The organism is Burkholderia sp. MSMB1459WGS (genome assembly GCF_001534535.1).
In the GTDB taxonomy this organism is placed as follows: domain Bacteria; phylum Pseudomonadota; class Gammaproteobacteria; order Burkholderiales; family Burkholderiaceae; genus Burkholderia.
Window position 1 is genome coordinate 50,570 of the sequence record NZ_LPMU01000061.1, and the last position, 12,254, is coordinate 62,823.

Consider the following 12,254-nt stretch of genomic DNA (forward strand, 5'->3'; position numbering starts at 1 on the left):
AGGGCCGCGCGCATCCCCCGGTCAGGAGAAGGCAATGTTCAACGCAGTCATCGACGCGCCGTTCGGCAAGGTCGGCATCCGCACCGATGCCGCGGTGGTGCGCGAGATCGTCTATCTGCCCGAATCGATGAAGTCGGTCGAGCCGGATTCGGCGCTCGCGAAGCGCGCGGTCGAGCAGATCGAACGTTATTTCGAGTGCGCGTCCGCCCGCTTCGACCTGCCGCTCGCCGACGTCGGCAGCGCATTCCAGCACCGCGTGTGGGACGTGATCAGCGATATCCCGCCCGGTACGGTGCTGACCTACGGCCAGGTCGCGAAGCGGATCGGCAGTGCGCCGCGCGCGGTCGGCCAGGCGTGCGGCGCGAACTACTTCCCGCTCGTGATTCCGTGCCATCGCGTCGTCGCGGCGGGCGGCCTCGGCGGGTTCGCGAACCACGACGACAATGGTTATTACCAGCAAGTGAAGCGCTGGCTGCTGACGCACGAGGGCGTGCCGTACCGATGAGCGAACCGCTGATTTCCCCCGAAGCCGACGGCGATGCCGTCGCGGTGTCGCCCGCGCTGCTCGCGAGCCGCGCGTCGATCGACGTGTTCTGCGATGCGCTGTGGCTCGAACACGGGCTCGCGCGCAACACGCTCGATGCGTACCGGCGCGACCTGGCGCTGTTTTCCCAATGGCTGGCCGCGGCGCACGACGCGCCGCTCGACTCGGCCGACGAGGCGATGGTGACGGGCTACATCGCCGCGCGCAGCGACGGCAAGGCGACGTCGTCGAACCGGCGACTGTCGGTGTTCCGCCGCTATTACGGCTGGGCCGTGCGCGAGCATCGCGCGAGCGCCGACCCGACGCTGCGGATCACGTCCGCGAAACAGGCGGCCCGGTTTCCGTCGACGCTGTCCGAGGCGCAGGTCGAGGCGCTGCTCGGCGCGCCCGACATCGGCACGCCGCTCGGTCTGCGCGATCGCACGATGCTCGAGCTGATGTATGCGAGCGGGCTGCGCGTGAGCGAGCTCGTGACGCTGAAGACGGTCGAGGTCGGCCTCAACGAAGGCATCGTGCGCGTGATGGGCAAGGGTTCGAAGGAGCGGCTCGTGCCGTTCGGCGAAGTCGCGCACGGCTGGATCGAACGCTACCTGCGCGACGCGCGGCCGGCGCTGCTCGGCGCGCGCGCGGCCGACGCGCTGTTCGTGACCGCTCGCGGCGACGGGATGACGCGCCAGCAGTTCTGGAACATCATCAAGCGGCACGCGCAGCAGGCCGACGTGCGCGCGCACCTGTCGCCGCACACGCTGCGGCATGCGTTCGCGACGCACCTGCTGAACCACGGCGCCGACCTGCGCGTCGTGCAGCTGCTGCTCGGCCACAGCGACATCTCGACCACGCAGATCTATACGCACGTCGCGCGCGAGCGGCTCAAGACGCTGCACGCGCAGCACCACCCGCGCGGCTGACGCGCGCCCGAGCATGCGGCGCCGCACACGCCGATGCGGGCTCACGCGTGTGCGGTGGCCGCGTCAGATCAGTTCGCGCAGCCGGTGCTTGAGCACCTTGCCGGTCGACGCGGCCGGCAGGGCAGCGAGCACGCGGATATGCGCAGGGCGTTTGTAAGCCGCGAGCCGATCCGCGCACCACGCGTGCAATGCCGCCTCGTCCGCCGTCGCGCCCGGCACCAGCTCGACGAACGCGAGCACTTCCTCGTTGCCTTCGATCGCGCGGCCGATCACGGCCGCCTGCACGACGTCCGGATGCGCGTTCAGCACCTGTTCGACCTCGACCGGATACACGTTGAAGCCGGAGCGGATGATCAGTTCCTTACTGCGGCCGGCGATCGTCACCGCGCCGTCCGCGTCCTGCCGCGCGAGATCGCCGGTGCTCAGCCAGCCGTCCGGCGACACGGCCGCGCGCGTCGCGTCCGCGTCGCGGTAGTAGCCGAGCATCACGTTCGGCCCGCGCACGCGGATCTCGCCGACTTCGCCGGGCGGCACGTCGGTGCCGTCCGGCGCGACGATCCGCATGTCGACGCCCGGAATCGGCACGCCGACCGAACTGTCCGTGCGCGGCGCGTCGAGCGGCGTCTGCGTGATCGTCGGGCTGCTTTCGGTCATCCCGTAGCCGTTGTGCAGCGGCACGCCGTACAGGCGCTCGACGCGCGCCTTCAGGTTCGCATCGAGCGGCGAGCCACCCGAATACGCGAAGCGCAGCCGCGGCGCGCGCCATGCGTGGCCGTGCGTGTGCAGGTGTTCGAGCAGCTTCGCGTGCATCGCGGGCACGCCCTGGAAGATCGTGACGCCTTCGTCGGCGAGCGCGACGCGGACGGCTTCCGGCGAGAAGCGCGGCGCGAGCCGCAGCGTCGCACCCGCGTACAGGCTGCCCAGGCACACCGACGCGAGCCCGTACACGTGGGACACGGGCAGCACCGTGTAGGCGACGTCGTCGGGCGACACGCGGCGCAGCGTGCTCGATGTCGCCGCGATGAACAGCAGGTTGCGGTGCGACAGCATCACGCCCTTCGGCATGCCGGTCGTGCCCGTCGTGTAGATCAGCGCCGCGCATTGCTCGGCGCCGTCGGCGGCCACCGGTTCGGCGGGCGCGCCCGCATCGACCCGATACGACCACGTGCCGATGTCGACCGGCAGTGCGCCGGCGGGCGCGGCGCCGAGCCGCTCGGCATGGGTGCGCGCATCGGGGGATACATCTGTCGTGAATGCAATCAGCTTCGGGTGCGCATGCGCGGCGATCGCGTCGAGCTCGGCGGCCGACAGCCGCGCGTTCGACAGGAGCGCCCAGGCGTCGAGGCGGGCGGCCGCGAACAGCAGCACGATCTGCGCGACGCAGTTTTCCGCGACGATCATCACGCGGTCGCCACCTTGCACGCCCAGGCTCGCCAGCCGTGCTGCCGCCGCTTCGATGGCCCGCGCCAGCTCGCCGTACGACAGGCGGCGCGCATCTTCGATCAGCGCCGGATGCGCAGGCGATTGCACGGCCCGATGGGCGGGCACGTCGGCGATGCGACGCGGCAGCGCGGCGAGCAGCGCATCGACGTCGAGCAATTCGGATGAACGGCGAGGCGAGGACATGGCGTCTCCAGAAGAGGGGCAGGCGGCGGCCGACGATATTTGCGAACGATCGTGCCACGACGGCACGCGCGCCACAATCGGCCAATCGGGCAATAGCGCTTCGCGATGTCCGCAACGATGACGCGTGCAATCGTCGTCAAGAGGCGGCGGGCCACCCGGCGGAAAAACCGGGCCGCGAGTATACCGTCGGCGCGGGCATGCCATTGCGCGCGCGCCGATCGTTCGCCATTAAAATGCCGCCATGAGCAAATCCAGACACGTGTCCGAAACCCCCGCGACCCAGTTGCTGCGCCGCCACGGCGTCGCATTCGGCGAGCATCCGTACGAATACGTCGAGCACGGCGGCACCGGCGAATCGGCGCGCCAGCTCGGCGTCGACGAGCATAGCGTCGTGAAGACGCTCGTGATGGAAGACGAACACGCGAAGCCGTTGATCGTACTGATGCACGGCGACCGCACCGTGTCGACGAAGAATCTCGCGCGGCAGATCGGCGCGAAGCGGGTCGAGCCGTGCAAGCCCGAGGTCGCGAACCGCCATTCGGGCTATCTCGTCGGCGGCACGTCGCCGTTCGGCACACGCAAGGCGATGCCCGTCTACGTCGAGGCGACGATCCTCGAATTGCCGACGATCTACCTGAACGGCGGCCGGCGCGGCTACCTCGTCAGCCTCGCGCCGGCGGTGCTCACGTCGCTGCTCCGCGCGCAGCCGGTGCAGTGCGCGAGCATCGACTGAGGGTTTCACCTTCGTGGCAGTCCGCGCCCGTTCGGTAGAATGGGCGCCGTTTCGGCTTGCCGGCTTGCCGTGCACCGCCGTCCCTTTCCCGATACGTTGAAAGAAGAGTTCCCCGCATGCAGACCCTGCTCGCCGCCCTCGTTGCCTACCTGATCGGTTCGGTGTCGTTCGCCGTCGTCGTCAGCGCCACGATGGGTCTGGCCGACCCGCGTTCGTACGGGTCGAAGAATCCCGGCGCGACCAACGTGCTGCGCAGCGGCAACAAGAAGGCCGCGATCCTGACGCTCGTCGGCGACGCGTTCAAGGGCTGGATCGCCGTCTGGCTCGCCCGGCGCTTCGGCCTGCCCGACGTCGCGGTCGCGTGGGTCGCGATTGCCGTGTTCCTCGGCCACCTGTACCCGGTGTTCTTCCGCTTCCAGGGCGGCAAGGGCGTCGCGACCGCGGCCGGCGTGCTGCTCGCCGTGCACCCGATGCTCGGGCTCGCGACCGCGTTGACCTGGCTGATCGTCGCGTTCTTCTTCCGCTATTCGTCGCTCGCGGCACTGGTGGCGGCCGTGTTCGCGCCGGTGTTCGACGTGTTCCAGTTCGGCATGCCGGGCCACAACCCGATCGCCTGGGCCGTGCTCGCGATGAGCGTGCTGCTCGTGTGGCGCCACCGCGGCAACATTTCGAAGCTGCTCGCGGGACAGGAGAGCCGGATCGGCGACAAGAAGAAGGCAGCCGCGGACGGCGGCGCGCACGACGGCGGGAAAGCCTGAGAAGGCGCGGCGCTTGCCGCGCGCCGGGCGCGCCGCGTATGCGGGGCCCGGCCGGACGACGTGACGGGCCGGCGGCCGGTCAGTCGCGGAAGTTGTTGAAGTCGAGCGGCGTGTCGGTCACGTCCTTGCGCAGCATCGCGATCGTGCTTTGCAGGTCGTCGCGCTTCGCGCCCGAGATACGCACCGCGTCGCCCTGGATGCTCGCCTGCACCTTGATCTTGCTGTCCTTCACGAGGCGCACGATCTTCTTCGCGAGGTCGCCCGTCACGCCTTTCTTCACGGTGACGATCTGCTTGACCTTGTCGCCGCCGATCTTCTCGACCTTGCCGTAGTCGAGGAAGCGCACGTCGACGTTGCGCTTGGCCAGCTTGCCGATCAGCACGTCCTTGACCTGGCCGAGCTTGAAATCGTCGTCGGCGAACAGCGTCAGCTCGCGTTCCTTCTGCTCGACGCGTGCGTCGGAGCCCTTGAAGTCGAAGCGCGTCGAGATTTCCTTGTTCGACTGCTCGATGGCGTTCTTCACTTCGATCATGTTCGCTTCGGAAACGACGTCGAACGATGGCATGGCATTCTCCCTTGAGATGCGGGCGCCCGGCTCGCGCGCGGGCACTCGCTATAATTGCGGACTGTTTGCCATTTTACCGATGCCCCTCCGTTTGCCCAAGGCCGGCCATGCGCCGCCCGGGCCGACGTGACCGCGAATGCCGATGCCTCCTGACGATTCCGCCCTGTCGCTGCTTCCCGACCATCCGCTCGTCGAGCACAACACGTTCGGCATCGCCGCGCGCGCGCGTTTCGCCGCGCGCATCACCCGGGCGGCCCAGTTCGAGGCGCTGCATCGCGACCCGCGGGTCGCGAACCTGCCGCAGCTCGTGCTCGGCGGCGGCAGCAATATCGTGTTCACGCGCGATTTCGACGGCGTCGTGCTGCTCGACGAGATCGCGGGCCGCGGCGTCGTGCGCGAGGACGACGATGCGTGGTACGTCGAGGCCGGCGGCGGCGAGAACTGGCACGCGTTCGTCGCGTGGACGCTCGAGCGCGGGATGCCGGGCCTCGAGAATCTCGCGCTGATCCCGGGCACCGTCGGCGCCGCGCCGATCCAGAACATTGGCGCGTACGGCCTGGAGATGAAGGCGTATTTCGATTCCCTGGTCGCGGTCGAGCTGGCGACGGGGCGTCGCGAGCGTTTCGACGCCGCGCGCTGCGCGTTCGGCTATCGCGACAGTTTCTTCAAGCGGGAAGGGCGCGGCCGGTTCGCGATCGTCGCGGTGACGTTCCGGCTGCCGAAGCAATGGGCGCCGCGGCTCGGCTACGCGGACGTCACGCGCGAACTCGACGCGCGCGGTATCGCGCCCGATGCGGCGACGCCGCGCGACGTGTTCGACGCGGTCGTCGCGATCCGCCGCGCGAAGCTGCCCGACCCGCTGGTACTCGGCAATGCGGGCAGTTTCTTCAAGAATCCGGTGATCGACGCCGCGCAGTTCGATGCATTGCGCGCTCGCGCGCCGGAGATCGTGTCGTATCCGCAGCCGGACGGGCACGTGAAGCTCGCGGCCGGCTGGCTGATCGACCGCTGCGGCTGGAAGGGTCGCGCGCTCGGGGCGGCGGCCGTGCACGACCGCCAGGCGCTCGTGCTCGTCAATCGCGGCGGCGCGACCGGCGCCGACGTGCTCGCGCTGGCGCGGGCGATCCAGGCCGACGTGCGCGCGCGGTTCGGCGTCGAGCTGGAGGCGGAGCCGGTCTGCCTGTAACGCAGTGCGTGCGCCGGTTTTGGCGCATCCAAACGAAAAGCGCCGATCATCGACCGGCGCTTTTTTACGCGTGTGCGTTGCGGCGCGTCAGTGCTTGAGGCGGCCGAGCAGCAGGAACTCCATCAGCGCCTTCTGCACGTGCAGGCGGTTTTCCGCTTCGTCCCACACGACGCTCTGCGGGCCGTCGATCACGCCGGCTGTCACTTCCTCGCCGCGGTGCGCGGGCAGGCAGTGCATGAAGAGAGCATCCGGATTCGCATGGCCCATCATTTCCTCGTCGACGCACCAGTCGGCGAATGCCTGCTTGCGCGCCTCGTTCTCGGCCTCGAAACCCATGCTCGTCCATACGTCGGTCGTCACGAGATCGGCGCCCTTGCACGCCTCGTTCGGATCGTCGAACACCTCGTAGAACGGCGCGCTGTCGGGCGACACGAGCTTCATGTCGAGCGCATAGCCGGGCGGCGTCGACAGGCGTAGCTTGAAGCCGAGGATCTGCGCGGCTTCGATCCACGTGTACAGCATGTTGTTCGCGTCGCCGACCCACGCGACGGTCTTGCCGGCGATCGGGCCGCGGTGTTCGTAGTACGTGAAGATGTCGGCGAGCACCTGGCACGGGTGATATTCGTTGGTCAGGCCGTTGATCACCGGCACGCGGGAGTTCTGCGCGAAGCGTGTGATCACGTCCTGCTCGAACGTGCGGATCATGATGATGTCGACCATTCGCGAGATGACCTGCGCGGAATCCTCGACGGGTTCGCCGCGGCCGAGCTGCGTGTCGCGCGTGCTCATGAAGACGGCGTGGCCGCCGAGCTGGAAGATCCCGGCCTCGAACGACAGGCGCGTGCGCGTCGAGCTCTTCTCGAAGATCATCGCGAGCGTGCGGTCGTGCAGCGGGTGGTAGGTCTCGTAGTTCTTGAACTTGCGCTTCAGGATACCCGTGCGTTCGAGCACGTACTCGTAGTCTTCCAGCGAGAAATCCTTGAACTGCAGGTAGTGACGAATGGTTTTGGCGGTCATGAAACGAAATACGGCGGGTCTCACCCGGCAGCGAGGCCGGACGGCGCCGCCGTCGGGTGTGGATAACTCAAAGCAGCATAAAGGATTTTCCGTGCTTTGACGAGCCGTGGCGCGACGCGGCGCTGGATCGCCGTGCACGACCGGCGGCGTGGGAGCGGGGGTGTCGGGACGACGCGCGATGGCGCGCTGCGGTATAATTCGAAAGTTTTCTCCAGCCCGGCAGGCAAGGCTTTTCGCGCTCTGCCGGACACAAGCCGTGCGCTGCACACATCCGGTGCAGTCCACCGGCGGCGCGCCTCGACGCCCCGTTTTCGGGATATCGATCGGCTCGTGCCGCCGACCCTCCAGCTTTGTGTTCGCGTACCCAGGCGCCGTTGCCTGGGCATCGCCGGGCCGTCACTTGGGTAACCACATGGCTGAAACCCCTCCGACCGAATTTTTCATCCAGGGCATCACGAAAGACGGGAAAAAGTTTCGCCCGAGCGACTGGTCGGAACGACTGGCCGGTGTGATGGCCTGCTTCGGGCCGGGGGCGAGCGGGCCGAATGCGCGTCTCAAGTATTCGCTGTACGTGCGCCCGACGATGCTCGGCGACCTGAAATGCGTGATCCTCGATTCGCGGTTGCGCGACATCGAGCCGATGGCTTTCGATTTCGTGCTGAACTTCGCGAAGGACAACAACCTCGTCGTGACCGAGGCGTGCGAGCTGCCCGACTACAACACGAAGAAGTGAGTGATGTCGACGGGCGAGGGCGCGTGCTGCGCCCGCCCGGACGAATGCCGCCGCCGTGCGTGATGCGTAGGCGACAGGCAACAAAAAGCCCGCCGAGGCGGGCTTTTTTGCGATCGCAGGAAACAGGAGCACCCGCCGAAGCGGGCACACCGGATTTACGCTGCTGCCTGCAGACCCTTGACGGCTGCGGCCAGGCGGCTCTTGCTGCGAGCGGCCTTGTTCTTGTGAACGATCTTCTTGTCGGCGATCGTGTCGATCGTCTTCACGGCAGCCTTGAACAGCTCGGCAGCCTTTGCCTGGTCGCCGGCTTCGACAGCCTTGCGAACCGACTTGATCGCGGTACGGAATTTCGAGCGCAGCGCCGAGTTGTGCGAGTTTGCCTTCGCGGCCTGACGGGCGCGCTTGCGTGCTTGTGCGGAGTTAGCCATGACGGTTCCTTATCCTGTCCTGTTTCCAGAGCTTGGAGCCTGACGGCCAAGCGCTGCTTTTCGATCCGTCCCCTGAGAACGATTGCCCAGGGGCGCATAAAAAAACGGTGATTTTAACCGAGGCCGGGACATGAAAACGGCAGTTGCCGTGCATGTACGAGCCCAGAAACCGGCGATTATAGCAACAAAATCAAGCGAGTGGCAAGTTCGACGTAACGCCCGCCGGGCGGGGCGCCGGCGGCGGGTGCGCTTTTCGGCATCGGCCGGTGGCTGGGTCGCGCAACGTCCGTATAATAAGCGCCCCATGAATCTATTCCGAGCCCTGCTGACGGTCAGCGGCTTCACGCTGCTGTCGCGCGTGACCGGACTGGCCCGCGAGACGCTGATCGCCCGTGCGTTCGGCGCCAGTCAATACACCGACGCGTTCTACGTCGCCTTCCGTATCCCGAACCTGCTGCGCCGCCTGTCCGCCGAAGGCGCGTTCTCGCAGGCATTCGTGCCGATCCTCGCCGAGTTCAAGAACCAGCAGGGTCACGATGCGACGAAGGCGCTCGTCGACGCGATGTCCACCGTGCTCGCGTGGGCGCTGGCCGTGCTGTCGGTCGTCGGGATCGCCGGCGCGTCGTGGGTCGTGTTCGCGGTCGCGTCCGGCCTGCACGGCGACGGCCAGGCGTTCCCGCTCGCGGTCACGATGACGCGGATCATGTTCCCGTACATCGTGTTCATTTCGCTGACCACGCTCGCGTCGGGCGTGCTGAACACGTACAAGAGCTTCTCGCTGCCCGCGTTCGCGCCGGTGCTGCTCAACGTCGCGTTCATCGCCGCGGCCGTGTTCGTCGCGCCGCACCTGAAGGTGCCGGTCTACGCGCTCGCGTGGGCCGTCATCGTCGGCGGCGTGCTGCAGTTTCTCGTGCAGTTGCCGGGCCTGAAGAAGATCGACATGGTGCCGCTGATCGGCCTCAACCCGCTGCGTGCGCTGCGTCATCCGGGCGTGAAGCGTGTGCTGGCGAAGATGGTGCCCGCGACGTTCGCGGTCTCCGTCGCGCAGTTGTCGCTGATCATCAACACCAACATCGCGTCGCGCCTCGGGCAGGGCGCCGTGTCGTGGATCAATTACGCCGACCGCCTGATGGAATTCCCGACGGCGCTGCTCGGCGTCGCACTTGGCACGATCCTGCTGCCGAGCCTGTCGAAGGCGCACGTCGATGCCGATTCGCACGAATATTCGGCGCTGCTCGACTGGGGGCTGCGCGTCACGTTCCTGCTCGCGGCGCCGAGCGCGCTCGCGCTGTTCTTCTTCGCGACGCCGCTCACCGCGACGCTGTTCAACTACGGCAAGTTCGACGCGCATACCGTCACGATGGTCGCGCGCGCGCTCGCCACTTACGGGATCGGCCTCGTCGGCATCATCCTGATCAAGATCCTCGCGCCGGGCTTCTATGCGAAGCAGGACATCAAGACGCCCGTGAAGATCGCCGTCGGCGTGCTGATCGTCACGCAGCTGTCGAACTACGTGTTCGTGCCGCTGATCGGCCATGCCGGCCTCACGCTGAGCATCGGCGTCGGCGCATGCCTGAACTCGCTGCTGCTGTTCCTCGGGCTGCGCAAGCGCGGCATCTATCAGCCGTCGCCGGGCTGGCTGCGCTTCTTCGTGCAGCTCGTCGGCGCGGCGCTCGTGCTCGCGGGCCTGATGCACTGGTGCGCGATCAGTTTCGACTGGACCGGGATGCGCGCGCAGCCGCTCGATCGCATTGCGCTGATGGCGGCGTGCCTCGTGCTGTTTGCTGCACTATATTTCGGTATGTTGTGGGTGATGGGCTTCAAATACGCTTACTTCAGAAGGCGCGCCAAGTGACGACCGCAATGACCCGCGTCCTCGACTACTTCAGCACGCTCGTGGCGGACGACGACAGTCTGCCCGTCACGGAAGCCGCGCTGTCGCTGGCGCAGGACGCGTATCCCGACCTCGACCTGCAGGGCACGCTGGCCGAACTCGACATGCTGGCGGCGCGGCTGCGCCGGCGGCTCGCCGACGATACGGACCTGAAGGGCCGCGTCGCCGCGCTGAACGACTTCTTCTTCCGCGAGCTCGGCTTCGCGTGCAATCACAACGATTACTACGACCCCGATAACAGCCACCTGAACGCCGTGCTGAAACGGCGGCGCGGGATCCCCATCTCGCTGTCGGTGCTGTACCTCGAGCTCGCCGAGCAGATCGGCGTGCCGGCGCGCGGCGTGTCGTTCCCCGGACATTTCCTGCTGCGCGTGACGCTGCCGGACGGCGACCTGATCATCGATCCGACCAACGGCCATTCGCTGTCCGAAGCCGAGATGGTCGAGATGCTCGAACCGTACGTCGCGCGTGCGGCCGGTGCGGTCGACAGCGCGTTGCGCGCGCTGCTGCAGCCCGCGACGAGCCGCGAGATCATCGCGCGGATGTTGCGCAACCTGAAGACGATCTACCTGCAGACGGAACGCTGGCAGCGGCTGCTCGCGGTGCAGCAGCGGCTCGTGATCCTGTTGCCCGAGCAACTCGACGAAGTGCGCGACCGCGGCTTCGCGTATGCGCGGCTCGACTACCTGCGTCCCGCGCTCGAGGATCTCGAGCAGTATCTCGGCGAGCGGCCGGAGGCGGAAGACGCGACCGTCGTCGAGTCGCAGGTCAGCGAATTGCGGCAGCGGATGCAGCGCGACGGCGAAGATTGAGTTGAGTTGCCCGCGCGCCGCTGCCGGCACACGAAAAAAACGCCCGCATCGCGGGCGTTTTTCTTGCGCGTGCGGCGACGTCGGCCGCATCCGGATCGCGCCGCCGGCGCAACCCGCGCGTTCGCCCGATCGTACGGGGTGCCACAGCGCAGCGGCGACACGTGCGCGATCGTGCACATCGCGGCAGGCAAAAAAAAGCCGCCCGGAACGGGCGGCTTGCGGGTGTGCGACGCGCTGCTTACTTCAGTGCGGCAAACGCGCGCTCGCGGATTTCGTCGACGGTGCCGAGGCCCGAGATCTTGCGATACTGCGGCGCCTTCAGGCCGTTCTCCTCGCCGCGCTGCGCCCAGTCGCCGTAGTACGTGATCAGCGGCTTGGTCTGCGCTTCGTACACTTCGAGACGCTTCTTGACGGTTTCTTCCTTGTCGTCGTCGCGCTGGATCAGCGGTTCGCCCGTCACGTCGTCGTGACCTTCGACCTTCGGCGGGTTGAACTTGACGTGGTACGTGCGGCCCGATGCCGGGTGCGTGCGGCGGCCGCTCATGCGTTCGATGATTTCCGAGAACGGGACGTCGATCTCGAGCACGTAGTCGATCGCGACGCCGGCTTCCTTCATCGCGTCAGCCTGCGCGATCGTGCGCGGGAAGCCGTCGAACAGATAGCCGTTCGCGCAGTCGGATTCCTTCAGGCGTTCCTTGACGAGGCCGATGATCAGCGCGTCCGGCACGAGCTTGCCGGCGTCCATGTAGCTCTTCGCCTCGACGCCGAGCGGCGTGCCGGCCTTCACGGCGGCACGCAGCATGTCGCCCGTCGAGATTTGCGGGATGCCGAATTTTTCCTTGATGAAGTTTGCCTGGGTGCCCTTTCCCGCGCCGGGCGCGCCCAACAGGATCAAACGCATGGTGATATCTCCAAGTATGTAGATTCGTGTGGCGAGACACGAAGGCGTCGGCGACAGCGGGCGCGGGGCTTGCCCGGCGCGCGGCGGATCGGTCTGATGCGGCGCGTCGGCCAGGGCGACGCGCGGCTGCCGGCAAGGCCACGGGCGGG

General features: G+C 67.4%; 13 protein-coding genes. 8 read left to right on the forward strand and 5 right to left on the reverse strand.

What is annotated here, in order from left to right; genetic code table 11:
- Window positions 1-34 precede the first annotated feature (34 nt).
- Entirely contained in the window at window positions 35-505 is a 471-nt protein-coding gene (locus tag WT97_RS23015) for a methylated-DNA--[protein]-cysteine S-methyltransferase (protein ID WP_059795739.1), read from the forward strand.
- A complete protein-coding gene (gene xerD, locus WT97_RS23020; RefSeq protein WP_060354496.1) occupies window positions 502-1,452 on the forward strand; it encodes a site-specific tyrosine recombinase XerD in 951 nt (316 codons plus the stop codon). The genes WT97_RS23015 and xerD overlap by 4 nt, the downstream gene beginning before the upstream one ends.
- A 63-nt stretch (window positions 1,453-1,515) precedes the next feature.
- Here xerD and WT97_RS23025 read toward each other — a convergent pair whose 3' ends face one another.
- Window positions 1,516-3,078, reverse strand: a complete 1,563-nt coding sequence (locus WT97_RS23025) for a class I adenylate-forming enzyme family protein (protein ID WP_060354497.1) — start codon at window positions 3,076-3,078, stop codon at window positions 1,516-1,518.
- Window positions 3,079-3,319: 241 nt separating this feature from the next.
- Between WT97_RS23025 and ybaK the strand changes: the two genes are divergently transcribed.
- Window positions 3,320-3,811 (forward strand): Cys-tRNA(Pro) deacylase, encoded by a 492-nt coding sequence (gene ybaK / locus WT97_RS23030; protein ID WP_060354498.1) that lies wholly within the window; start codon window positions 3,320-3,322, stop codon window positions 3,809-3,811.
- A gap of 116 nt (window positions 3,812-3,927) precedes the next feature.
- Window positions 3,928-4,569, forward strand: a complete 642-nt coding sequence (gene plsY / locus WT97_RS23035) for a glycerol-3-phosphate 1-O-acyltransferase PlsY (protein WP_060354499.1) — start codon at window positions 3,928-3,930, stop codon at window positions 4,567-4,569.
- A 79-nt stretch (window positions 4,570-4,648) separates the two neighbouring features.
- Here plsY and WT97_RS23040 read toward each other — a convergent pair whose 3' ends face one another.
- Window positions 4,649-5,134: a YajQ family cyclic di-GMP-binding protein gene (locus tag WT97_RS23040; RefSeq protein WP_034208219.1), complete on the reverse strand. Its 486-nt coding sequence runs from the start codon at window positions 5,132-5,134 to the stop codon at window positions 4,649-4,651.
- Between the two features lie 136 nt (window positions 5,135-5,270).
- Here WT97_RS23040 and murB point away from each other — a divergent pair, with 136 nt between their 5' ends.
- Complete coding sequence (murB, locus tag WT97_RS23045) at window positions 5,271-6,320, forward strand: UDP-N-acetylmuramate dehydrogenase (protein ID WP_060354500.1); 1,050 nt, start codon at window positions 5,271-5,273, stop codon at window positions 6,318-6,320.
- Between the two features lie 87 nt (window positions 6,321-6,407).
- Here the strand turns inward: murB and argF are convergent, their stop codons facing one another.
- The gene (gene argF / locus WT97_RS23050; protein ID WP_006482207.1) at window positions 6,408-7,337 is read right to left on the reverse strand and encodes an ornithine carbamoyltransferase; all 930 of its coding nucleotides are present in this window, start codon (window positions 7,335-7,337) and stop codon (window positions 6,408-6,410) included.
- 412 nt (window positions 7,338-7,749) lie between these two features.
- Here argF and WT97_RS23055 point away from each other — a divergent pair, with 412 nt between their 5' ends.
- Complete coding sequence (locus tag WT97_RS23055) at window positions 7,750-8,070, forward strand: DUF3579 domain-containing protein (RefSeq protein WP_011546046.1); 321 nt, start codon at window positions 7,750-7,752, stop codon at window positions 8,068-8,070.
- 155 nt (window positions 8,071-8,225) lie between these two features.
- On the opposite strand, the gene rpsT is transcribed toward WT97_RS23055, so the two are convergent.
- A complete protein-coding gene (gene rpsT, locus WT97_RS23060; RefSeq protein WP_006482211.1) occupies window positions 8,226-8,498 on the reverse strand; it encodes a 30S ribosomal protein S20 in 273 nt (90 codons plus the stop codon).
- A 304-nt stretch (window positions 8,499-8,802) separates the two neighbouring features.
- Between rpsT and murJ the strand changes: the two genes are divergently transcribed.
- The gene (murJ, locus tag WT97_RS23065; protein ID WP_059504672.1) at window positions 8,803-10,353 is read left to right on the forward strand and encodes a murein biosynthesis integral membrane protein MurJ; all 1,551 of its coding nucleotides are present in this window, start codon (window positions 8,803-8,805) and stop codon (window positions 10,351-10,353) included.
- An 8-nt stretch (window positions 10,354-10,361) separates the two neighbouring features.
- Window positions 10,362-11,204 carry a SirB1 family protein gene (locus WT97_RS23070; protein ID WP_011546044.1) on the forward strand — a complete coding sequence of 281 codons (843 nt, stop codon included), beginning with the start codon at window positions 10,362-10,364 and terminating at the stop codon, window positions 11,202-11,204.
- 238 nt (window positions 11,205-11,442) lie between these two features.
- Here WT97_RS23070 and adk read toward each other — a convergent pair whose 3' ends face one another.
- The gene (adk, locus tag WT97_RS23075; protein WP_059504675.1) at window positions 11,443-12,105 is read right to left on the reverse strand and encodes an adenylate kinase; all 663 of its coding nucleotides are present in this window, start codon (window positions 12,103-12,105) and stop codon (window positions 11,443-11,445) included.
- Between the last annotated feature and the right edge of the window lie 149 nt (window positions 12,106-12,254).